Annotated in this window: 19 protein-coding genes; 12 read left to right on the top strand and 7 right to left on the bottom strand. The window is 45.8% G+C overall.

The genetic code is table 11. The annotated features are described in order from the left end of the window. The first annotated feature begins 156 nt into the window (after positions 1–156). Positions 157–354: a hypothetical protein gene (locus tag QT973_RS07035; RefSeq protein ID WP_333057913.1), complete on the top strand. Its 198-nt coding sequence runs from the start codon at positions 157–159 to the stop codon at positions 352–354. Between the two features lie 344 nt (positions 355–698). Continuing rightward, positions 699–1,544 carry a cyanophycinase gene (locus tag QT973_RS07030; RefSeq protein WP_333391011.1) on the top strand — a complete coding sequence of 282 codons (846 nt, stop codon included), beginning with the start codon at positions 699–701 and terminating at the stop codon, positions 1,542–1,544. A 281-nt stretch (positions 1,545–1,825) separates the two neighbouring features. On the opposite strand, the gene QT973_RS07025 is transcribed toward QT973_RS07030, so the two are convergent. Then, positions 1,826–2,074 carry a hypothetical protein gene (locus QT973_RS07025; RefSeq protein ID WP_333145102.1) on the bottom strand — a complete coding sequence of 83 codons (249 nt, stop codon included), beginning with the start codon at positions 2,072–2,074 and terminating at the stop codon, positions 1,826–1,828. 832 nt (positions 2,075–2,906) lie between these two features. Between QT973_RS07025 and QT973_RS07020 the strand changes: the two genes are divergently transcribed. The 4 genes from QT973_RS07020 (at position 2,907) to QT973_RS07005 (ending at position 4,912) form a co-directional block, all read left to right on the top strand. Beyond that, a complete protein-coding gene (locus QT973_RS07020; protein WP_445243041.1) occupies positions 2,907–3,326 on the top strand; it encodes an alpha-amylase family glycosyl hydrolase in 420 nt (139 codons plus the stop codon). A gap of 85 nt (positions 3,327–3,411) precedes the next feature. Beyond that, a complete protein-coding gene (locus QT973_RS07015; RefSeq protein ID WP_333232980.1) occupies positions 3,412–3,741 on the top strand; it encodes an alpha amylase C-terminal domain-containing protein in 330 nt (109 codons plus the stop codon). Positions 3,742–4,005: 264 nt separating this feature from the next. Further along, positions 4,006–4,383, top strand: coding sequence for a BON domain-containing protein (locus QT973_RS07010; RefSeq protein ID WP_333057018.1), 378 nt, complete (start codon positions 4,006–4,008; stop codon positions 4,381–4,383). A 112-nt stretch (positions 4,384–4,495) separates the two neighbouring features. Further along, the gene (locus tag QT973_RS07005; RefSeq protein ID WP_333232978.1) at positions 4,496–4,912 is read left to right on the top strand and encodes a DUF2294 domain-containing protein; all 417 of its coding nucleotides are present in this window, start codon (positions 4,496–4,498) and stop codon (positions 4,910–4,912) included. On the opposite strand, the gene QT973_RS07000 is transcribed toward QT973_RS07005, so the two are convergent. Next, positions 4,881–5,339 (bottom strand): response regulator, encoded by a 459-nt coding sequence (locus QT973_RS07000; RefSeq protein ID WP_333259437.1) that lies wholly within the window; start codon positions 5,337–5,339, stop codon positions 4,881–4,883. The two genes, QT973_RS07005 and QT973_RS07000, sit on opposite strands and share 32 nt — an antisense overlap. A 544-nt stretch (positions 5,340–5,883) precedes the next feature. On the opposite strand from QT973_RS07000, the gene QT973_RS06995 reads away from it, so the two are divergent. Both QT973_RS06995 and QT973_RS06990 read left to right on the top strand, forming a co-directional pair. After that, a complete protein-coding gene (locus QT973_RS06995) occupies positions 5,884–6,687 on the top strand; it encodes a DUF2267 domain-containing protein (protein ID WP_333391009.1) in 804 nt (267 codons plus the stop codon). A 402-nt stretch (positions 6,688–7,089) separates the two neighbouring features. Further along, the gene (locus QT973_RS06990; protein WP_333240626.1) at positions 7,090–9,741 is read left to right on the top strand and encodes an EAL domain-containing protein; all 2,652 of its coding nucleotides are present in this window, start codon (positions 7,090–7,092) and stop codon (positions 9,739–9,741) included. Positions 9,742–10,087: 346 nt separating this feature from the next. On the opposite strand, the gene QT973_RS06985 is transcribed toward QT973_RS06990, so the two are convergent. Together QT973_RS06985 and QT973_RS06980 are read right to left on the bottom strand one after the other, a co-directional pair. After that, the gene (locus QT973_RS06985) at positions 10,088–11,740 is read right to left on the bottom strand and encodes an alpha-amylase family glycosyl hydrolase (RefSeq protein WP_333057023.1); all 1,653 of its coding nucleotides are present in this window, start codon (positions 11,738–11,740) and stop codon (positions 10,088–10,090) included. A 645-nt stretch (positions 11,741–12,385) separates the two neighbouring features. Then, a complete protein-coding gene (locus QT973_RS06980) occupies positions 12,386–13,105 on the bottom strand; it encodes a response regulator transcription factor (RefSeq protein WP_333057024.1) in 720 nt (239 codons plus the stop codon). A gap of 394 nt (positions 13,106–13,499) precedes the next feature. Here QT973_RS06980 and QT973_RS06975 point away from each other — a divergent pair, with 394 nt between their 5' ends. Continuing rightward, on the top strand, positions 13,500–15,368 hold the full coding sequence (locus QT973_RS06975; RefSeq protein ID WP_333210251.1) for a PAS domain-containing sensor histidine kinase: 1,869 nt from the start codon (positions 13,500–13,502) through the stop codon (positions 15,366–15,368). Positions 15,369–15,674: 306 nt separating this feature from the next. Here QT973_RS06975 and QT973_RS06970 read toward each other — a convergent pair whose 3' ends face one another. Then, positions 15,675–16,202, bottom strand: coding sequence for an orange carotenoid protein N-terminal domain-containing protein (locus QT973_RS06970; RefSeq protein WP_333057027.1), 528 nt, complete (start codon positions 16,200–16,202; stop codon positions 15,675–15,677). A gap of 327 nt (positions 16,203–16,529) precedes the next feature. Here QT973_RS06970 and QT973_RS06965 point away from each other — a divergent pair, with 327 nt between their 5' ends. Continuing rightward, on the top strand, positions 16,530–16,895 hold the full coding sequence (locus QT973_RS06965; protein ID WP_333057028.1) for a hypothetical protein: 366 nt from the start codon (positions 16,530–16,532) through the stop codon (positions 16,893–16,895). A 226-nt stretch (positions 16,896–17,121) separates the two neighbouring features. On the opposite strand, the gene QT973_RS06960 is transcribed toward QT973_RS06965, so the two are convergent. Together QT973_RS06960 and QT973_RS06955 are read right to left on the bottom strand one after the other, a co-directional pair. After that, positions 17,122–18,282, bottom strand: coding sequence for a glycerate kinase (locus QT973_RS06960; RefSeq protein ID WP_333057030.1), 1,161 nt, complete (start codon positions 18,280–18,282; stop codon positions 17,122–17,124). 75 nt (positions 18,283–18,357) lie between these two features. Then, the gene (locus QT973_RS06955; RefSeq protein ID WP_333057032.1) at positions 18,358–18,690 is read right to left on the bottom strand and encodes a DUF565 domain-containing protein; all 333 of its coding nucleotides are present in this window, start codon (positions 18,688–18,690) and stop codon (positions 18,358–18,360) included. Positions 18,691–19,054: 364 nt separating this feature from the next. On the opposite strand from QT973_RS06955, the gene QT973_RS06950 reads away from it, so the two are divergent. Further along, positions 19,055–19,633 carry a hypothetical protein gene (locus QT973_RS06950; protein ID WP_333057033.1) on the top strand — a complete coding sequence of 193 codons (579 nt, stop codon included), beginning with the start codon at positions 19,055–19,057 and terminating at the stop codon, positions 19,631–19,633. Positions 19,634–20,159: 526 nt separating this feature from the next. After that, positions 20,160–22,118, top strand: a complete 1,959-nt coding sequence (locus QT973_RS06945; RefSeq protein ID WP_333391006.1) for a glycosyltransferase family 39 protein — start codon at positions 20,160–20,162, stop codon at positions 22,116–22,118. Positions 22,119–22,191: the final 73 nt, after the last annotated feature.

The raw sequence follows: 22,191 nt of genomic DNA, 5'->3' as shown, positions 1-22,191 counted from the left end.
TAACTAAGCATTGATAACTAAGCACTTATGACTAAGCACTTATGACTAATGACTACTTCTTTCCCCCCTCCCAAAAAAAGCTATAACTTTTGAGAGGTACACTGTGTACTTATAATTGTTTATGACAGTGAAAGAAAATTTAAGAGGCAGCAAATTATGAAGATCGCACAAACTGCTCTCAGAGAAAAAGTTCACCACTTAGCTGAGGAAGCATTTCACCGGAAGCTAATTTCTGGCTACGGCGATGGTCAAAATAGCAACGAATATCAGATTGTCTGGAACGGCAAACCCAGACACCTACCTTTAGAACGGGCGAGTACCATATTGAGCAATTTGATCGATCGATCCCACTAACGAGCGATCGGACTAATTAAGGACTTACGCTCATCAACCGGATTTCTACGAGCAATCAGAGGAGGATTAGCGAAGCATCGGATCAGAAACCGGATCGATCACCGCGCGCGGGTGGGCCCTGTAGTTTAAGCTCATTTCTTGACCCCTCCTATCTCCTGTTAGGGGGGGTAAGTTTGTTTTGTCGATCGTCGAAGATCGGTAAACTCCCATATCACCCTTGCTGTGTGCGTTCTAAAGTGGTAAAAGTCTGAGCTTTTTTTGTATCTATATATACCTTTTGGCAGTTTTCGGAAAAAATAAGTTTGTGTTTTAGTGAAATTAAATAAATTAAAAGTAGAGATAATATGGCGAGCAACGAAATTCACGGGAAGTTGCTAATTATTGGTGGCGCGGAAGACAAAGAGGGGGACTGCAAAATTCTGCGGGAATTCTTGCGCTGCGCCGGAGGCACTAAAGCCCACATTGCGATCATGACGGCTGCCACTAGCCTGCCGGGAGAAGTAGGAGATAATTACATCCGAGTGTTTGAGCGACTTGGCGCTGAAGATGTGCGAGTTGTTGACACCCAGAGACCCGAAGATGCCAACAATCGAGATTATTTAGAAGCGATCGAACAAGCCACCGGCATATTCTTTACCGGCGGAGAGCAAGCGCGGATTATTAGCTGCTTGAAAGACACCATACTCGACGCAGCTATGCACAAACGCTTCTCTGAAGGTATTATCATTGGTGGCACCAGTGCCGGCGCGGCGATGATGCCAGACGTGATGATTATTGAAGGAGACTCGGAGACAAATCCCCGCGTTGATGTGGTAGCAATGGGGCCGGGAATGGGTTTCCTTCCAGGAGTTGTCATCGACCAGCATTTCGCCCAGCGAGGTCGTCTGGGACGCTTAGTTTCCGCACTTTTGCTGCAACCTGCCGTGTTGGGATTTGGTATTGACGAAAATACAGCTATTTTAGTCCACGGTGACGAGTTGGAAGTCATTGGCGAAAACTCTGTAACTGTCATCGACTCGTCTGAACAACTCCACGACAATCTGGAGGGACTGTTGAAGGATGAGGCTTTGGCGATTTGCGGGGCCAAGTTGCACATCCTCCCCCACGGATACCGGTTTAACTTGAAAACTCACCAGCCGGTGCTCCATAACGTAGCAATTACAGGAGAGAGAGAAAGGGCGATCGCCTAATTTACTTGCAACTGGCAAACATCTCAAAATTATGTAAGGTGAGCACTGCACACCTTACCCCTTCTACCAAGTAGGATGGTTAAAAACCCAGTTTCTGTATCCAAAAATGGCGTTGCTTAATTGGGGTATGAAATTTGTAGGGGCAATCCCTCCGTGGTTGCCCCACCGCTGACTTAGAATTACTTCATCAGGCAAAATCATACTTGAATTCAGCAGCACCCCAAAAATAATAAAAAGAAGAGGATTTTACCTCTTCTTTTATTGCTGCGGTTTCGGGTTTTTTAAGCACTTTTCTGTTCGCCAAAAATCGACTGCTGCCCTTCTGCGGTCGATATTAAATTCCACCCTTGAGTTCTCAGCTTCTGATATGTTGCCCATCCCTTAGAACCGCCCGGTTCCCGGTAGTCGGATACAGCGAACTGCGGAAAAGCTGTATAAGGCCGCCACCCTTGACGGGCATCGGTGCGTAAGTGCAATATCTTTTCTCCATTACGTCCCAATCTGGGCAACCAACACATTTGTTTTAGCATTTTTAACACTCCAGAGTTTTACAGTAACGGTAATTCGCCAACATCCCACATTAAACTTTTAGAGCCTTAGAGCCACTGCTCGGAATATCTAACGGGTAATAGGGACGAATGAGATTTTCACCAATTACCAATTACTGAGGTAGCAGCAGTCGTTAAAGCTGATGAAAGGTTCTACAAAGTTTGCAAGTCAAAAACTATAAAACAAGTGATGCCAAGACATAAGCAAAAATAATTATTGCTATTCTCTGCTCAAACTTGACTTAACGTCGCGGGAAAACCGAGTTGAATAAAAGATTCATGGTTCTGGTTTCCCTTGCCCTATAATTACAAGCTCATCCTCCCTGTTTCCGCATAAAATGACATCTTTCTACGGTATTATTCCTGTCCGCTAAAAAATGTTTCTTTAGTTACAAATTTTAAATATTCACCACGATTTATCTAGTTATCAAAAGTTAAATTACTTTTCATACAATACTTCGGACAGTTTTTGATAGACAACCGTAGAATAAGGGTTTCAAGGCTCCAAGGCACGTTCGCTACCAACGGAAAATCTAGGGTTTCAGACTACCAACTCAAAGCAGTCCGGACTATTTTTCATAAATAGCACTTAATAATGTTTAGTTACTTTAACTACATTTTTGATTAAAATCAGGTTTCCGGGTGTCTAGGGGCGCACCTTACTCGCTAGGGTTCGCACTACTAAATCCTCCGGGTGCGCCCCCAAGCACCTTACAACATAAGACTTACAGGTTTAACTCTTAAGAACGATGGCGACAGATTTGCAAAATTGTAAAAATCAATACTAATCACACTTATAAATGCGATCGAACTAATGCCAGTTAATGAATATCCGGGCGATTATAGCTGGGGCTACAAAGTCCGCGATTTCTTTGCTGTAGAGTCCAGCTACGGTGAAACCGCAGATTTGAAGCAATTGATTGACGAGTGCCACGGACGGGGCATTCGGGTGATTCTGGACGGGATTTACAACCACTGCGATGAAGATTGTCCCTTATTGCTAGTCGATCGCAATTATTGGTACTACCGCGACAAACACTATCCCGAATATCCGGCTAACTACTGGATCCCGGAGTTTAACTACGAAAATTTCGACCCAAAACTCGGCATTCGTCTCGCTTGGAAATTCATCGGCGATGTTGTTAATTTCTGGAGTGCAAGAATATCATATCGAAATTTCTTACACTGGATAACTCATGAAGCGAAAAAAACCGCCGGCGACAAGCCATTCTAGAACATAGCAGAACACATTCCCGAAATTCCCGAACTCATCGCTTCGGCAAACTCCCAACCAGCCGCATAAACTGCAATGGTATTTGTTGAAAAATCCGCCCAATCATGAGTTGTTGCAATACTACAAACACGTGATTCGGCTGCGGCAAGATTTGCCTGCACTTTATACCGAAAATATTGAATTCATCCACGAAAATCCAGAAGCCAAAGTGCTGGTTTATTACCGCTGGAGCGATGAGGGAACGCGGGCAGTAGTTGTGGCTAATTTTTCGGATACTTATCTATCTGGTAACAGCATTCCTAACTTTCCGGCGGCAGGAAGTTGGCACGAGTGGATGTCTAACAAAATAGTAGAAGTTGGGGAAGAAGGGTTTAAGTTTGATTTGTCGGAATGGTCAGCGCAAGTATTTGTTTGAGAGCCGGAGAATTATGTCTCCAGGCAGATGATCGGCGAAGTTGTACAACTGTAAATTGTATTTAGGATGGGCGCACGCAAGTCAACAAACTGGGTTTTTCTACCTAGGTGGATGGCTGTAACGATACTTTATTGTAAAAAACTCGGTTTGTGCATCCAAGAGTGCGATCGTAATTCCTGGTATTGAGAATAACAATTACAGGGTGACGTGCCAATCGCGAATTAACAGGTCAATAAACACAAACTTTGTCGGAGGAAAAACTCTATGGGCTGGTTAAAAAGATTGTTTGGTTTAGAAAAAAAAGAAAATCAAGAAACTGTTGACGCTCCTGCTTACCAAGCACCTGTAGCTCAAGCTCAAGCTCAAGCTCAACCTGCTGCGAGCGCTCAGACAATCCCGCCGGAACGCATGGGCTTGAATGGAGAATACGATCAAAGCGGTTTAGCTAAACGGGTGGCTCAGGCTTTCGATGCAAATCCCGATGTTGCGGATATTGAGACTGTTTATGTGGCTCAACTTGGCTCTACTGTGGTTCTCAAAGGTACAGTTCCCAGTCAGGAAATTGTCAACAAATTGGTGACAATTGCTAAAGGCGTTAAGGGTGCAACTGGGGTGGAAACTAATCAAGTTACTGTCGGCTAAAGCGACTTTATTTCTAACAGTTAGCAGTTGACTGTTAGCAGTAGTTAAGTTTACTGTAACTGTTAACTGCTGCTAACAGTATTTTTTATCTATCATGGTTTCAATAAAAAATATGACAGGGGAAACCTTAGAACCTACTCGTGGTAAATTAGAACGGACTCTTTCGCAGGGAATTCAAGCTTTGTACCGCTCTCAACTCGGACATCCAACGAGTCAGGCGCTCTGCAATCTTTTGGATAACAAATTGATAATTGTTGTCGAAAATGGGCTTACTCAACCCGAAAAACTGCTGGCTCAGAACGGTCAGGAAGATTTGGCTTTGCAGGTGCGGACACAATTAGAATCAGTTCTGGAATTGCCACTGAAAGAATTAATCCAAAAGGTTTTGGGCGTGGGAGTTACTGATTTGCTCCGCGATGCGACCTTGGAGACAGGCCGCACTGGAACGATCGCAATTTTGGACTCTGCACCTCAAGTTCGTGATTCTAACTATAAATCTAAAACTCAACCAAAAGCATTGGAGAGTTGAGGTGCTGGCGGATAACTGTTTCTAAATCTTTGATGTTAAAAGGTTTGGAAAGGTATTCCACGCAGCCTGCTTGAAGAATTCGAGCACGGTCTTCTGGTTTTGCTAGTGCTGTGACAGCAACAATCGGAATATGTCTGATCTCGGGGTTTTGTTGGGCGCGCTTTACTACTTCCATACCGTCTATATCCGGCAGGCAAATGTCGAGTACGATTAGGTCGGGCTGTCGATCGACTGCTGCGGAAAGAGCTGCGTACCCGTCAACTGCTCCCACGCACTCGCAGCCGAATAAATCGAGTATTTGTGTCAGCAGCTCTAAGTTGTCAGGATTGTCGTCTACCGCCAACACTAAAGGACGCTTTTCAACCGGGGGTTGACCGCTAATGAGAGACGAGGATTCCAATTTATTGTTCCAATTAGGGTAGTTCATAAATGCCGATCGCAACGATCAAAAAATTTGTTACCGAGGCATTCTTCAAGTGGCGCTGCGGCACTTGACACAGATTGGCTCGTATTTTTAGCTCTCCCATGACCAGTTTTTGGTCTAACCCGATACAATATCGCTACAAGCTGCGGGCAAAACGACCGCAGTTGATTGATTCCATAGCATCTGCTTAATTCTACCTCTCCCAGCGCCAATTACCAACTGAGGCCCTCTTGGTGCGTCAGGCATGGTAAAAATACGCAATAAATACGAAAACTCTTACCAATAAAGCATTCTCGCTTAATAGCATTGAAGAGTGGCGACAGCTTCTTAGGATATTAACCACATTAAACATGGGTTTCCCTACCTGGATCTACCTAAAGGAATATTCTAACCGTTACTTTATTTGAATAACTTACACCTGCTGAGAGATACTTGATTACTCTACTTTAGACTTCAATGTTTTTAAGTAGTAATAATCACAATTTAAGCCAGTAAAAAAAATCAGTTTTTACATGAGCTTTACCGGATATTAACCTAGGAGGTTTTAATGACAATTCCAATCAGAGACGACCTGACTTACATTTTGCTCAAAAAGATTGACAGCGGCAACGGCAGGGGAGAGTCAGAAATTAGGAACGCAGCGGAAGAATATGTGGGTCACACGGTGGCGGAAGCGGAATTGCTCGGTCATTTGGACTACCTCAACCAAAGGGAATTTATCAAAGCTCAGTTTAGTGGCGAGCCTTATGGAGGAACTGAGTTATTGCCGCCTTTAGTGGCATTTCAACAAGCTGAGTTAACAGAAAAAGGCCATAAACTGTTACACAAAATGGAGACGAATCCTCCGAAGTCGCTCCATCAAGAAGGGTCGGCAGTTCCTATCGCTTCAAAGGATATGCCGTTTTTGGAAAAAGTGATGGTAAAAGGTCACTTGGAGGATATTTTTGATGCCCGCGACATTACCGAAGTAGTGTACCGGGTCATGCGCGATGTGATGACAAAAGACGCCATCGAGCACGTGGAATCTGAATTGCACAAAGAAGTTTTGCCTACGGATGACAAAACCCTGCAACAAGAAATAGCAGACCTCTGGAAAGATACCAATCCGCTGGTGGGATTGCTCAGCCGGATACGTCAGCCTTTGACCGGCCCGCCTGCACCTGCGGGGATCGATGGCAATTTGTTTGCACGGAGGGTGGAACTAGAAGGCGCCCTTCCTTCGGGAGTAAAACCGGAAACTGCGATCGCGGCTGTATTTTCGGCAACAAAGGATGAGCTGTCCCAGGAGCGAATTCAGGAAATAGCTGGCTTTTTGCCGGACAGAATTCGGGAAATTTGGGAGTCGGCTTAATGAGACCTTTTAAGGTATAAATACTTACTAGCCGGGTTGATCAACCAGTATTCTCCCTCCCCAGGGCAGAATACTGGTTGATCAACCCGGTTTCTATATACCTTTTGTCTGGTAGCTCTGCAATTGCTTTGTAGTGAGGACTTGAGTCCTGATTCAACTCGATCGAACTTTCGTCCTCACTAATTGTCCGATCGCTCTTGCCTTGCCTTGTAAGTGCTGTGAAAAACCCGGTTTATCACCCGAATTTGTCTAAAAACCAGAAATATCCCCAGAAACCGAGTTTCGCGCTCTGGGGTAGGGTCAAGCCCCTAGACGGCGCGAAAGTATTGTATTGTATAATACAGGGCAAGTTAAGACTGTGGCTCGCAAAAATGCTGTCAACAGCCCGGGAGATCAAAAGGCATGACTCGCACCAAAGTTACACAAATGTCACGATCGACTTTAGAACAAGAGATTTTACTCAATCGAATTACCAATCGCATCCGCAACTCTTTAGAACTGCAAGAGATTTTGACGACAACTGCGCGAGAAATCCGCAGCTTTTTAGAGAGCGATCGAGTAAAAGTTTATCGCTTTGAGGCAGACGGTAGCGGTGAGGTAATTGCTGAGTCCATCAACGGCGACAAGTTGCCATCGATGCTGGGTTTGCGCTTTCCACCAGGCGACATTCCCCATAGTGCTCGGGAAATGTTTCTCAAAGCGCGGCAGCGAGTGATTGTAGATGTGGAATTGAAGCATCAAACAATTAATAGGTTAGATTGTCCCGACACCGGCCAAACTTTAGCAGTTGAAGATATTAGCTATCGTCCTGTAGACCCCTGTCACGCTGAATATCTGAAGGCTATGGGGGCACGTTCTTCTCTGACAGTGCCGATTTTGCATCAAAATCACCTTTGGGGGCTGTTGGTGTCTCACCATAGCCAACCGAAACGGTTTAGCGATCGAGAATTGAAAATGGTGCAGTTGCTTGTGGATCAACTTTCAATTGCGATCGCCCAATCTTTTCTGCTGAGTCAAGCTAGACAGCAAGCGCGTGACGAAGCCGTTATCAACCAAATTACCAGTTTGCTGCATTCTCCTCTGGAACTCAACGAAATTCGGAAAGCAGTTCTCGAACAAACTGTCAAGCATTTGCGTGGTTCAGGAGGGCGACTCTACATTGCAGCCGAGTTTGGCGATCGACCCGCTTTGCTTTATACCTGTGGCCAGCAGCCTACAAACATCGACCTTGAACTCAGCCCATTTTGGCAGCAGATTATGGGGAGGGCAAATCAAGACGATCCAGCACAAACAGCTAATCATACAAGCCAATTAGGTATTTTTGAAAATCTATATTCCCAGCATTACAGCTCAATTGACAGCAATATTTCCAGTTTTCTCGTACCGCACTTGTACGCGATTTCCGATATTTCTAAAGAACCTCAACTCAAATCTGTATCTGCCAATTTAGTCGCAGCTTCCATTCGATCATTTTTGGCAGTACCGCTGCAATATCGCCAACAGTGCATCGGCTGTCTCACCGTTTTTCGCAGCCCTATACAAACCGAAATTTTGTGGGCGGGCCGTTGCAGTTCGGACGCCCGGAACGATCGTCCCCGACAATCCTTTGCAGCTTGGAAAGAAATCAAAACAGGCGAAGCTCAAAAGTGGACTAGCGAAGAACAGAAGCTAGCACAATCTTTAGGAACTCACCTGTACATGGCTGTAATGCAGAGGCGCGTCGAGGCGATGATCCGACATCAAGCTTCTCACGACCCATTAACGGGTTTACCTAATAGATTACTGTTTAATGAAAGGCTGTCTTTGGCTTTAGCTAGCGCTCACCAAAATGGAGAAATGCTGGCGGTAATCTTTCTAGATTTAGATAGATTTAAAAATGTTAACGATACTCTCGGTCATCCAGTGGGCGATTTGTTGCTGCAAAGTGTATCTCGGCGTTTGACTAACTGTTTGCGCGTGGGGGATTCGATGGCTCGTTGGGGCGGAGATGAATTTACTGTGCTGCTGTACAATATCAACACCCCAGAGGAAGCAACTAAGATTTGCCAGCTAATTATCCAGAGTTTAAGCACTCCTTTTGATTTTGAGGGTTTGGAACTTTATATTAAGGCTAGCTTGGGAATTGCTTTGGCTCCTTACGACGGAGAAGATGCAGAAACTTTGCTGAAAAATGCTGATGCTGCGATGTACAAAGCTAAACAGAAAGGTCGCAATAATTATCAGTTTTACACGCAGGCGATCGGCAGTAAAGTCTCCGAGGATCTTAACTTAGAAAATCATCTTTACAAAGCTCTAAAAAATTCAGAATTTGTCCTGCACTATCAACCGCAAATAAACTTAAATACTGGCAAAATAGTGGGCATGGAAGCTCTGATTCGCTGGCAGCATCCCGAACGCGGTTTGATTCCTCCCGATCGATTTATTCCCTTAGCTGAGGAAACAGGATTAATCTGCCAAATTGACGAATGGGTGATGCGGACTGCTTGCTTGCAAAATCGAGCGTGGCAGTTACTGGGATTGCCGCCGATGCGGATAGCAGTGAATTTATCAGCCCGCCAGTTTCTGCAACCTCACACGGTACAAACCATCGCTGAAATTTTATCAGAAACCAAGTTAAATCCCGAATATTTAGAAATAGAAATTACCGAGAGCATTGCCATGACAGATGTGAGCTTTACGGTGTCGGTATTGCAGCAGTTGCAGGACATGGGAATTAACATTTCTCTGGACGATTTTGGCACCGGTTATTCTTCGCTGTGGTCTCTGAAAAACTTTCCCCTCAATAATTTAAAAATAGACAAATCTTTCGTGGCCGATTTGGTGACTGGCAGCAGCGGTGCTACTATTGTGAAACTGGCGATCGCCTTGGGACAGGGCCTGAATTTACAGGTGATTGCTGAGGGAGTGGAAACAGCAGAACAGTTGGCGTTTTTGCGATCGCATAAGTGCGATATGGGTCAGGGTTACTTCTTTAGCAAACCAATACCGGCGGCGGCCATCACCCAATTGTGCTTAGAAAATCAATCGGGGAACAAACAAAAGCTTCTCTTTTGAGCGATATCTGATAGGGACAAACGCTTTCGCCGTTTCCGGCGCGGGGAGTAGGACACGGCGCCATGCCCATAGGTGTCAACTTAGCGTTAAACCCGCACTCCGGCAGTCCGGCAGGGGTTGAAACCCCTGCCTCAAAGCCGAAGTCCTCTGAAGAGGACTGAAAAACTCATTAGTCCTCTTCAGAGGACTTCAGCTATTAGACAGGGACTTCAGTCCCTGGCGGACTGCCGGGTGGGAGGACTGGCGGACTGATAGATTAAGTTGACACGACGAAAGGCAGTGCCCTTTCCTACATAATGATTATTTTGGGCTAGGGAAACGGCGAAAGCCTTTGTCCTCCGTTGCCTTACTGCCAAACAAACACTTTTGCTTCGTATTCCGGCAAGTCAATCATAATATTGTCATCGCCAGATTCAACATCATAATTCCCAGTCCATTCGTGCCAAGTTCCGTTTGCCGGAAAGTGGGGAACGCTGTAACCTGCTAGATAATTTTCCGACATATTCGCCACTACTACAACTCTCGAACCTTCATCGTTCCAGCGAGTGTAAGCAAAAACTTTCGAGTCGGGATCTTCGTGGAAAAACTCGATGTTTTCTGTGTAAAGTGCTTGGTTATTTTTACGCAGGTGAATCAAGCCTTTGTAGTATTCCCACAAACCTTTATTCAGGTCATTTCCTAGCAGCGTCCAGTCAATTTTAGATTGCTCAATAGTTTTGCCTTTGTATTCGCCAAATTCTTCGCCCATCCAAATCAGCGGCACGCCAACTGCTGTCATTAACAGCACGGTTCCCAACTTTGCCCGCTTGAAGGCGGCTTCATCCAAAATTCCCCGATCGCCAAATTCGGCAAAAATGCGATCGTGATCGTGATTACTCAAATAATTGACTACATTCGTAGCACCCAAGTAACCTTGCCGCTTGCAGTCGATTACCTCTTTGAGGCGTTCTAAATCAAAATTGTCCCCGCACAGTTGTGGAATTATCGAGTGATAGAAACTGTCGTGCCAGCAGCCGTCCATCGGCCCCTCTAGATTAGTGATGCTGGGATCGTCGGGAATGTATTCGGCAACGGTATAAAACGGTTTGGGGCCGGCGACATTTTTGGCTTCTTGAACTACCCAGTGCATGAAATCGTAGTTAGCTATTTGTCGCGCCGCGTCGAAACGAATGCCGTCGAGATGATATTCTTGAACCCAATAGCGGACTGTATCGCCAGCAAATCTGCGCGCCGGGAAAGTTCCTAAATTTTCGTCGTAAAATTCGTAGTTAAATTCCGGGCCCCAATTGTTATCTGGATCGCGGGGTTCGTGGTGATACCAATAATCGTGATCGATTTGAGTGAGGGGGCTCGATGATTCCGAGTGGTTGTAAATACCGTCGATGATGACGCGAATCCCCCGCCCGTGACACTCGTCTATCAGGTTTTTGAGTTCTTCTGTGGTTCCGTAGCTGGACTCGGTAGCGAAGAAGTAGCGAGGGTTGTAGCCCCAACTGTAGTCGCCTGGGTATTCTTTGAGGGGCATGAGTTCGATCGCGTTGACGCCGAGTTCGACTAGGTAATCGAGTTTTTCGACGACGTGCTTGTACTTGCCGCGGGCTAGGGGATCGTCTTCGCCACCGGAAAAGTCGGCAACGTGCATTTCGTAAATCACTAATTCCCGATCGGCTGGTAGCGGTTTGTCATCGTGTTTCCAGACGTAGGTATCGACAATGCGCGAGCCATCTTTGATCCGAACAATGCCGTTTTGAGTAGGATCGTCGATATCAGTCGCGTAGGGATCGACCACATCTACCCACTGATCGGGTTCCAGAAACCAGCTTTTCGACTGAACGCGGAATTTGTATTGATAAACGCCATCCTCCAACTCAACTCGCGTGCGAAAAAAACCTTCTTCGTCCTTTTCCATCGGAATATCTTCCCAATTAGAAAAAGAGCCAATCACGGCAGCTCCTTTGTTGTAGGGAGCAAATAACTTGAATTCAATTGGGGCAGCCATAATACCTCTTTCTAAAATTTTTCAGTAGCAGTTGATACTTTTAATTTTACAAATTTAAGCGAACTCAGCATCACTCTACGGATATAATTTATTTAAGGCTTAACTCTTCCTAAAAGTATCGTAATCTAGTCTCTGTCTCTGCCTTTTATGAAGTGAAATCGCGCAGTATTGGCAGTGCGATCGAAATTTATCTCACTGGCGATCGCTCAACAATAAGTATTAGTAATATCATAGTTTTTTAGCATCTATCTTAAGGTATATTTACTTTTTAAAATTTTGAAAAAAATATCTGTACTGGGATAGATGCGGATTTAAACTCGATCTTTTTTTTAACAAGAAACAATTGCTCGGCTGGTACACACTGCCTGCCCTAATTTTTTGATAACAATTAGTCATTCGGTGTGCACTGCACACCCTTAATCAGTGACCGAAAGCCTCCAGGATACCCGCCCCGTGATTCATTCCAAAAGCAGACTCAGGACCCAGAAATAAAAAACGTGTATCCGATAAAGGAACCCCCGAATTTATCTCGCGCAAGTCAATGCTTCAATTCTTTAATCTAAAATCTAAAATCTCAAATCGATTGGCCGTAAGGTGCGCCCAGCGCACCCTACTTTTAACTTGATTTTGCCTGACGATCGGGCTTCATCCAACCAAGCCAGAACGCAGGGCGAGAACGGCTGCCTGAGTGCGGTCATCAGCGCACAACTTGTTCAAAATATTGCGGACGTGAGTCTTGACTGTACCGACGGTAATATAAAGCTTTTCGGCGATTGCAGCATTGCTGTAACCCTGTACGATTAGTTCCAAAACTTCTAATTCCCGCTCGGTTAAAGGGTAAGTCTCAATGATGTGACTAAACTCTGGTTCGGCAGCCTTAATGGTGACTCTTTTGCCCTCAGCCTTCGGTTCTTCCGGCGCGGGTTCCTGAGTGCGAGCTTGTTTGAGGACGATACGGGCGATCGCCGGATCGATCCAAGAGTTACCTTCGTGAGTTACTTTTACTACATCTAATAACTGATCGAAGCTAATATCTTTCATGCAGTAAGAATCAGCTCCGGCGGCAAAAGCTGCCAGAACTTCTTCTTCATTGTCCTGAAAAGTCAGAATCAAAATTTTTGTATCAGGATCGGACTCCGCTACCGATTTCTTGAACTTTTGTGTAAGTTCAATGCCATCAAAATCCGGCAACCCAATGTCTACAATTGCCACGTCAGGTTTTGAAGACTGAAGCAGTTTCAATCCCTCTGTAGCGTTAGCTGCATCGCCGACAACTTCTATTGTGTCACGCTGTTGTAAAGCTGTGCGGATGCCAACTCTTGTCAGGTCATGGTCTTCTACCAAAGCAACGCGAATTTTACTCATCTTTCTTCCAATAGTCCGCTAAAGTTTTAAAATATCATCAACTGACTCAGCTAAACTGAGTAAATTTGAGAATGTGTCCTGATTTAGGGTTTTACAGGTAGCACATCATTTTAAAGCATACTCATGCAGCCGCCAAGAATGCAAGTTAATTTTTAAGTTATTTTGCGATGCCTGCAGGAACCCGATCGGGACAGGTAAGCTCTCAATGTTTTAACAGTTTAACTGAATTATCTCATTGTCCGCCCGTTGATAGAGGTAAAGATACCACTACCCGGATAAATTTAAAGTATAAAAAATTTTGATGCACTTGGGTTCTCAAAATCAATAAAGCTAGCAGCACGAGTCTTTAGCCGGTGTTAGGGCTCTAGTCCAATGCTTATTTATATAACCTGTTATGACTCAGTATCACGGCAATAAGTCTTTTCCCTCGGAGTTTTCCGACTCGGAAATCTTACACAAAGTATCTGAAATAACATCCCCCCAACCGCAAGTTGGCGACTGCGAAACTCAGGACGATCGCCTGTGGTCGGCAATTCCTCACATAGTTTGGAAAACAAAGGCCGACGGCTGGGCGACTTATTTCTGTCAGCGCTGGGAGGAGTACACAGGCGTACCAGCATCAGCAGCTTTGGGTTTCGGCTATCTGGCGCGCGTCCACCCAGAAGACCGCCCTCGTCTATTGGCGAGATCGCACAGTTCTAAGTTCCCGCCGCCAAGCTACGAAATTATATTTCGTCTGCAGACGCGAGAGGGCACTTACCGCTGGAACGTGGCAAAAGGAGAGCCTGCTAACCCCGACAGTCAGGAAGTTTTGGAGTGGGTGGGAACCTACACAGATATGGAGCCGATCGAACAAACTCAAGCCGAACCCCAAGCAAAACGAGAATTTTGGCCGCATCAAGCGCGATCGGAAGCTAATTTCCAAGTAGAAAAATTGTGCGAAGCCCGGACGGTAATAAAGGCTGGGCAGGATTTACAGGTGATAGAGCAGTTTACAAATATATTGAGCCAGCGGGCGGGTAGCTTGTGCCAGTTGTTGCAAGGCATTGCGGATGCGACTGTAGAGGCGATCGCAGGAGCGGAATTTTGCCTAGTTGCTCTCCTGGAGTCCGATTGCAGCGGCCTCAAACTCAGCGCTGTCGGAGGGACAGAAAACTTTGGTGGGGGCAAAACTCCGCACGTGCAAAACAAGCTGCTGTGGAAAGCATTTGCGACGGGAGAGTCTGTACTGTGGCGCTCGGAGTGCCGCAAAGGCTTGCTGCCGGCGGCGGCTTGTGCAGCGGCGATCGAGTCGGGGCAAAGCGGGCGTTTGGGTGTGCTCGCCATCGGCAACGGGAAAGACAGCACGGCGATGGACGGGCATACTCAGCAACTGCTGGCGGTGATGGGAAAACAAGCGGCGATGGCCATTAATAACGCACTGGCGATCGAAAAATTAAAAAAGCAGGAACAGCTTTTAGACTTGCAAAACGAGCTGCTAATTCGCCAGCAGGAAGAACTGGAAAATCAGGGGCGACGCATTCAACAGCAAAAATTGGAACTGCTAGAAGCAGCCAAGTTAAAATCGCAATTTTTGGGCATCATGTCCCACGAATTGCGAACTCCCATGAATTCGATTATCGGCTTTTCCCAATTGCTGCTGCGCCAGCACAAACAAATGCTGACCGCCCAGCAAACAGAAATGGTGGGGCGCATTTTACATAACGGCAAAAACCTGCTACTGCTGATTAACGATATCCTCGACCTCTCCAAAATCGAGAGTGGCCGCACAGAATTAAAAATTGAAAAATTTGATTTAGCGCATTTAGTAATGGATGTCGCCTTGGAATTCGGAAATCAAGCCACCGATAAGAATGTGGCATTGTCCGTCAGCGTGTGCTTGCAGCATCAGTTTATAGTTAATGACAAGTTGCGCCTGCGGCAAATTTTGGTCAATCTCGTTTCCAACGCGGTTAAATTCACACATGAGGGCAGCATCTATATTGAGGTGCGGGAATTAAATCGCGATCGGCTAATTATCACCGTTCGGGATACAGGAATCGGCATCTGTGAAAAGGCTCTTCCCCACATTTTCGACAAGTTCCACCAAGGCGACCAAACCACAACTCGCCAATATCCAGGCACTGGTTTAGGACTAGCTATTTGTGCCTCTTTAGTCAAGATGATCGACGGCACAATTACTGCTGAAAGTCAACCAAAAAAAGGTTCGATATTTCGGATGGAATTTCCGCGAAAAGTTTATCCTAAAAAACTTACTTCCTGACTAAGGATCGCGAATTAAATAACTTACAATTTTAATTGTTATTGTGGGATGGGCGTCCCGCCCGTCCCACAAACTTGTGGAAGTTATTTAATTCTCATTCCTTAGTGCTTTAAATGCACAACAGCTTAATAGACGAAAAAATAAATAGGACTAAGAGCAAAAAAAGGTGTTACCTACTAATTATAGCGGTAGGGTGCGCCGAGACGCACCCTACATATAGAGGTTTTGGGTAATTCCTTTATTCTTGAGTCCCTCTCTGCTAGGAGGAGAGTTTGTGTAGGATAGGTTGCAACAGCAGACTCTTATCTAAAGACTAGAAGTTTTCCCTACTTCTGCCTGAGTAGCAATTGGTTTAACATCGGTGTAGCCCATATTATTAGCTACGTCGCGCAGCACCGAAATTTGCTGTTCAAAATCAAGACCTTCAATTTGACCCAACACGCCATTGACAGCCTCAGTTGCCTCATATCCGTCGGGGATATCGACAATTGTTTCACCCATACCAATCGCCCAAGCATACCAAACCACCAACTGATTGTTAGCAGTTAAAGCTCCGTAAGCGTGAGAATAGGGCGTGTCGTCGCGGTTGACAATACCTCGCATGATATTCAGTTGTTGATCGGCCGAAAGCTTGTAAAAATCATCCAGCAGCATGGGAGCTAATTCTGGTTCGGCGGCGGCGGGAGCGGCTGGTGTAATTGAATCTCCCATTTTTTCATAAACAAAGTAGAGCAGCGCCAGCTTTTCATCTGTACCCAACCCGTTGATTGTCTGAACGATGTTTTGAGTGTCGTTGGAGAGAGAGTGAGGATTGGTGGCGGCGGGTGAGTTCATAAACAAAATTCCTTAAAAATGCTTTCAGAATATATAAATATCAACATTTGTAAGTGCCAGTCACCATCCCGAAGAGGTAATACGATTTGAGGTTTTAAATTTTAGATTTTAGATGAAAGAATTGAGAATGACAGATGAGGTATGGGTTTGAAGCTTGCATATAGTTGGATTAGTTTAGGAAACTCGTGTAATGTTGACCAGCCACATGAGAATAAATCAGCCTTGAGATAGAAGCGCGCGATATATCTACGGGTAGATGAAAAATTAACGAAATAGAATCACAATAAATACAGTAAATTGTTAAATAAAACTAGAAAGGAGTCGGCTATGTCTCAAATCAATACAGAACCAAATAACACTGAAAGCTTTGACGCTCAGCAGATAACTGAAAGCGTGGAAGCTGGAGAACAAAAGTTGCCGACAGTTGATGTATCAGCAGACTACGAAGCTTCAAAAGAATTTAGTGTTAGTGACATCGATCGCACGGGTGCCGGCGCTCAAGCTGCCGCCGCTGCAACTGCACCTAAATTTCCTATTCCCGCTCCTAAAGATATCGCAAAGCCGGCAGATACAAGCGGCAATCCCGCTGATTTTCGTTCGATGGCTCAGGAAATTAAGCCTGCAGGTACACCGGGCGAAGTTACCGACGATTTGATGCAGAAAGCGATCGATCTTGGTACTCCCGGCAGTTAATTTAGAAATTCTCCATCCTCGACGGACAACCTCTGTATTGTAGGGTGCTTATGACGCGCCTTCCCCCTATAATTCGCGCGTCAAACCACTTTTTATATAAGTCCTGCAAGTGACTGTACGATAAGCTGCAATACAGTAGGGACGGAACAAGGTTTTGTCCTTAAAAGCTGCAATAGGGTAGGGACACAACATTTTTGTGTCCTTAAAGCGTTAATTTTAACTCTCCCTAATCGCTTAATTTTAAGTCGATCGCCCGACAGATTTGGCCGACAGTGCGATCGCCCAAAATTTCAATTACTAAATCCACGCGATCGCCCTCCTCAACCATCGACTTAATAAATAACTCGGGATGCAGCGCTTTCCAGAAATATTCGACAAACCGATTAATTTCCGCTTCTGACATTCCCGACTTCCCCGTCGCCATCATTTCCCGTTCCGCCTGATTGCGCCACACTTGAGAAATGCGATAATCTTGGGGATACAAAACCATCAACCGATCTAATCGGTTCCACAGGGGCAGATAGTCGTGCAGCTTCGCATTCATATCGCGCGCAAACTGACAGTCGCTTTCTGTGGAAATCGGAAACGGTGCAGCCGCCAAAAACTCGTTTAATTTGGCATCAACCACCGGATTCACACCGACAAACCAACCTTCAAAAAGTACAATATCCGCACCGGAAATAATTTCGGGTTGACTTCTATCTCCTGCACCTCCATAGGCTGATTTGTCAAACCTGGGAATTTCTATATTTTTAATTATATCCGGTTTGAGGGCATCTGATTTGGGATTGTCAAATGCTGCTAAATTATGAGTTTGAGAACCGCGCAACTTGTCTAAAACTGCGATTCCCAAGTCAATATCGTGAGTGCCGGGGGGGCCGCGCCAAATTAAACGCGGGTCTGCTTTTTGGAGTTGTTGGCGATCGGCATAAGTCTTGTAAAGATCGTCTAAAGAAAGGCTGACAGTAGAATATCCCAATTTTCCCAGAATCAGCCTCAAAACTTGGCATAAAGTAGTTTTTCCCGTTCCTTGCCCTCCTAAAATTCCTTGAATTAAAGGACGGTTTAAACTTTGTTTGGCAGTCGATAATTGCATTGCCAGCGGCAGCCACAGATTCCACAAAGTTTCGAGGAAAACAGTTGACTTTAGGGGGAAAGTATGCAGTTCGTCAAGAAGAGAAAAGAATAAATCGGTTTTGCAGCGGACAACATCGGCTACACTGTCAGGAGTAATCCCAAAAGCGCGCGTTCGCGAAGCCCTCGAAGAGGATCGCACATCATCCGCAAGTTCCCACAAAGCCAGGTGATCGAAGTCGGGAGCGATCGGGCGATCGCCGGCTTGCCATCGATGTAAAATTTCAACAGGGGTTACAGTCGATCGATCCATATCCTAAAAACTCTCGCTAGCGGGGGCTGGTTTTGTCCAATTACTATCTACAACCGACAAATATTTCCCCTCCTTTTAAGAGCCAAGTTTGAAAGCCTCCACAAATAAATTGTAAGTCACGCCAATTTTCAGAGCATAGAGCATATCCACCCAAAAAGAACGGGCTACAGGCCGCGGGCTGCCGTAAACCAGCCAGCTCGCAAACTCAGTCAACAACACCAACAGCCCGGCCGCGATAATATCCCAATCTGCTGATTGTCCGGCGATAGTCGAAATAGCAGTTCCCAAAAAAGTGCCGAAAAGCAGGCTAATTAGCAGTAGCGAAATCCGCCGCCAAGGATTGCTCAGCCAGCCTCGGAATCGCTCGCCCAGAACATCAATCAATCTGTTAATTCGGGTATTCTGCATAAAAAAAGTTATACCATTGGAGATTCGAGATTGGAGATTTGAGATGCGGAATTACTGATGAATATTGGGTTTTGGAGTACGGGCATAGAGTAGCACTTTTTTTTTCAACTGCTATTAAAAGCTATAACGATGAGTCAACAAATGCCCCTCCAGGCTAAATCCAAATTCTTACCGCGGTCAGTATGTCGCCATCTAAAATATAAAATTTAACATCTAAGATGGTATTAAGCGATTGGCGAATTATAGCAGAGAACGGTTAAGTCATTAAGTGTAACTGTATCTTGTGTCACAGCAGCCCCTGGTTTTACATTAAAAATAGTTAAGACTCATTGCGGGTGCAGTCTATCCTTTAAGCCTAAAATTTATGAATCTTAAAATTTACCAGCTCGTAATTGGAGTGTCGATCGTCCTAATTACAGGAATGTTTCTAGGACGTTTTGAAATCACTATCTCCAACGGTTCAAATCAGTCGAGCGATTGGCCCTCACAAGCCACCGCACTCCCCCCCATACCCCCCATTTCTCCAGTTGCGACAGATTCAGCAGACACCGCTAGCGAGCCCAAACCCGACTCAACACCAACCCCCCCAGATCCAGAGGAGGAAGTGCTTTCCTCAATCCCTGTAGATGCTAAAGCCTCCGGCCGTTTGCGCGTCAGCAACCGCAGCGAACACCCAGTGCGAGTGGCCCTGCTGTCGAAACGGCAAGCCAAGGAATCCTACGGCAAACCGGCGCACTGGGATTTTGCGCCGGGGGAAGGTGGCGGCAAGGGACTGATGCTATCGCTGCCGGAGGGAAAGTTACAAGTCAAACGGGGAGACATTTTAGTGGTTTTTGCTCAGGATGGTTCTCGCCGCTACTGGGGGCCTTTCGTCGCCGGGGAGACACCCTCGCCGGCTTGGAACAGCACAGCCGGAGAATGGCAATTAATTTTGCAGCCGTGAACGCTTAGCTGCAGGTGCCGAGATTTTGGTCGAGAAACCCGGTTGATACGGTCTTGTTGAGAATGGTGCGGCTATGTGAGTTTAACCTCACATAGTGGCACCATTCTCGCTTAACAGGCTTTCCGGCCTGTTCCACAAAGAGTGAATTTTCTTGTGGGGAGTAGGGGTTGGGCAGGAGAGCCGAACAGGCTTTTGGGCCTGTTCCACAAAGAGTGAATTTTCTTGTGGGGAGTAGGGGTTGGGCAGGAGAGCCAGCCCCTGAAAGGCTTGTTGAGAATGGTGCAACATCTCTGTTTAACTGATATCTTGCACCATTCTCGCTTAACAGGCTTTCCGGCCTGTTCCACAAAGAGTGAATTTTATTGTGGAACAGGCCGGAAAGCCTGTTCATAAAAGCCTTCTTGAGAATGGTGTAACATCTGAGTTTAACCAGATTCGATCGAATGGGGAGTTTCGAGAATGCGAATCTTTCGGTAGACTCTCTATGCGAGCTAAAATTTAAAATCTAAAATCGCAGGAAGTTTGCGTGAAGGAAGTTATTAAAAATTTGTCAGAGTTTAGGAAGCGCCCGTTAGCGTTAGCGAAGCGATCCGAAGGAAAGCCCTCGAAGAGGATCGCACCAAAGCTGCTGTCGCTTTTATGGCTGTGCGCGATCGCCTGGGTAGGTTTCTTGTGGAATCTCGGCAACATCGGTTTAGTTGACGAAACCGAACCGTTGTTTGCCGAAGCCGCCCGTCAAATGACGCTGACAGGGGATTGGATCACTCCTTATTTCAACGGCGAAACGAGGTTTGACAAGCCACCGTTGATTTACTGGCTGATGGCGGTGGCTTACCGCACGCTGGGTGTTAACGAATGGGCCGTGCGTCTTCCCTCGGCCTTGTGTGCGATCGGTCTGACTTGCCTCGGATTTTATACCCTATCGAAGGAAGGAGGAAGTTCGGCAACGGATTCTGTAACGGATGTAACGGATGTCAGGAATAAGGAAGAAGTCCGATGGAAGCCGGAAGAAGAAACAGAGAATAACAACTCAAAACTCAAAACTCGTCGTCTTCCCCTCTTTCTTTCTACTCCTTGGATTGGTGCTGCCCTAATAGCTTTAAATCCCCAAACTATTGCCTGGGGACGGACTGGCGTTTCAGATATGCTATTAGTTAGTTGTATGTGTTCGGCACTATTCGCATTTTTTCTCGGTTACACTCTAGAAGAACAGAGAGAAAAAGCCGAATTTTCCACTGTTTCCGCTTCCCGATTTCCCAATAAGTGGTATCTGACTTTTTACGTACTAATTGCCTTAGCAATTCTGGCTAAGGGGCCTGTGGGAATTGTCTTGCCAGCGCTGATTGTTGGCTGCTTCGGGCTTTATTTGGGAAATTTTTGGCAACTTTGGCGCGAAATGCGTCCGGTGTCGGGAATCTTGATTATTCTGGCGATCGCCTTGCCTTGGTACATTTTGGTTATTTTAGACAACGGTCAAACTTATATTGACAGCTTTTTTGGCTATCACAATTTCCAGCGTTTTACTGGAGTAGTCAACAAGCACTCCGCGCCTTGGTATTTTTACTTTTTTGTAGTGCTAGTTGGTTTTGCACCTTGGTCGATTTATTTGCCGGTGGCGATCGCCCGCACCCGTTTTTGGCAGCGCAGTTACTGGCGTCGTCAACCGCGATCGGCTCAGTTGAGTTTATTTGCCCTATTTTGGTTCGTCTGCATCTTTGGCTTTTTTACGATCGCCGTGACCAAATTGCCCAGTTATGTATTGCCTTTAATCCCCGCCGCTGCGATTTTGGTAACGCTGCTGTGGAGCGATATTATTGCAGGCAACGAACCAGAAAATAGGCGGGCAAAGTTAGAAAAAAAACCTAATTCTTTACCGCGAGGGCTGTTAGTTACATACATTTTCAATGTCATATTTTTACTGATTATAGCCGGAGCAACTTTCTACTGCTACAACTGGCTCGGAGACGACCCGGCTATGCCGAATTTTCCCCAAGCAATTCAGCAGTCGGGATTGCTGATTGTCGGCGGTACGATTTGGATAATTACAGCCGTGGCGATCGCACTTTTACTTTGGCAGCGGCAACAGCGCTGGATTTTGGTTGCTAACTTCATCGGGTTAGTAGCATTTATCATCTTTGGTCTTACTCCCGCCTACAAATTGGTTGATATCAACCGCCAGCTACCTCTGAGACAGTTAGCGCAGGTTGCGGTTCAACAAAAACTGCCGGGGGAAGAGTTTATTATGGTTGGTTTCTGGAAACCAAGTCTGGTTTTTTATACCGAAGGGCCGGTGACTTACTACCGAGCTGTCAGAAGGGCGATCGACTACATTAAGGAATCTAAAAACCCAAATTCTCCCTCTATTTTGTTGCTGGGATATCCAGAGAAATTTGTGGAATTAGGATTGCAGCCAAATCAATATCAATTGTTGGACAGTCGGGGCGCTTACCAACTCGCCAGGGTTCCGAGAACAGCATTTCGATAGTGGATTGTACTGCGGTGTGAGCCGACCTATATGGTGTGAAAGTAGGGGCAATCCCCCCGTGGTTGCCCCGGAA

It is taken from the genome of Microcoleus sp. Z1_A1 (assembly GCF_036700305.1).
Classification (GTDB): domain Bacteria; phylum Cyanobacteriota; class Cyanobacteriia; order Cyanobacteriales; family Microcoleaceae; genus Microcoleus.
This window is presented reverse-complemented; position numbering and strand designations above follow the sequence as displayed.

Excerpts from the sequence above, each read along its gene's own strand:
- QT973_RS07035 (WP_333057913.1), top strand. The coding sequence starts at position 157 with ATGAAGATCGCACAAACTGCTCTCAGAGAAAAAGTTCACCACTTAGCT.
- QT973_RS07030 (WP_333391011.1), top strand. The coding sequence starts at position 699 with ATGGCGAGCAACGAAATTCACGGGAAGTTGCTAATTATTGGTGGCGCG.
- QT973_RS07025 (WP_333145102.1), bottom strand. The coding sequence starts at position 2,074 with ATGCTAAAACAAATGTGTTGGTTGCCCAGATTGGGACGTAATGGAGAA.
- QT973_RS07020 (WP_445243041.1), top strand. The coding sequence starts at position 2,907 with ATGCCAGTTAATGAATATCCGGGCGATTATAGCTGGGGCTACAAAGTC.
- QT973_RS07010 (WP_333057018.1), top strand. The coding sequence starts at position 4,006 with ATGGGCTGGTTAAAAAGATTGTTTGGTTTAGAAAAAAAAGAAAATCAA.
- QT973_RS07005 (WP_333232978.1), top strand. The coding sequence starts at position 4,496 with ATGACAGGGGAAACCTTAGAACCTACTCGTGGTAAATTAGAACGGACT.
- QT973_RS07000 (WP_333259437.1), bottom strand. The coding sequence starts at position 5,339 with ATGAACTACCCTAATTGGAACAATAAATTGGAATCCTCGTCTCTCATT.
- QT973_RS06995 (WP_333391009.1), top strand. The coding sequence starts at position 5,884 with ATGACAATTCCAATCAGAGACGACCTGACTTACATTTTGCTCAAAAAG.
- QT973_RS06990 (WP_333240626.1), top strand. The coding sequence starts at position 7,090 with ATGACTCGCACCAAAGTTACACAAATGTCACGATCGACTTTAGAACAA.
- QT973_RS06985 (WP_333057023.1), bottom strand. The coding sequence starts at position 11,740 with ATGGCTGCCCCAATTGAATTCAAGTTATTTGCTCCCTACAACAAAGGA.
- QT973_RS06980 (WP_333057024.1), bottom strand. The coding sequence starts at position 13,105 with ATGAGTAAAATTCGCGTTGCTTTGGTAGAAGACCATGACCTGACAAGA.
- QT973_RS06975 (WP_333210251.1), top strand. The coding sequence starts at position 13,500 with ATGACTCAGTATCACGGCAATAAGTCTTTTCCCTCGGAGTTTTCCGAC.
- QT973_RS06970 (WP_333057027.1), bottom strand. The coding sequence starts at position 16,202 with ATGAACTCACCCGCCGCCACCAATCCTCACTCTCTCTCCAACGACACT.
- QT973_RS06965 (WP_333057028.1), top strand. The coding sequence starts at position 16,530 with ATGTCTCAAATCAATACAGAACCAAATAACACTGAAAGCTTTGACGCT.
- QT973_RS06960 (WP_333057030.1), bottom strand. The coding sequence starts at position 18,282 with ATGGATCGATCGACTGTAACCCCTGTTGAAATTTTACATCGATGGCAA.
- QT973_RS06955 (WP_333057032.1), bottom strand. The coding sequence starts at position 18,690 with ATGCAGAATACCCGAATTAACAGATTGATTGATGTTCTGGGCGAGCGA.
- QT973_RS06950 (WP_333057033.1), top strand. The coding sequence starts at position 19,055 with ATGAATCTTAAAATTTACCAGCTCGTAATTGGAGTGTCGATCGTCCTA.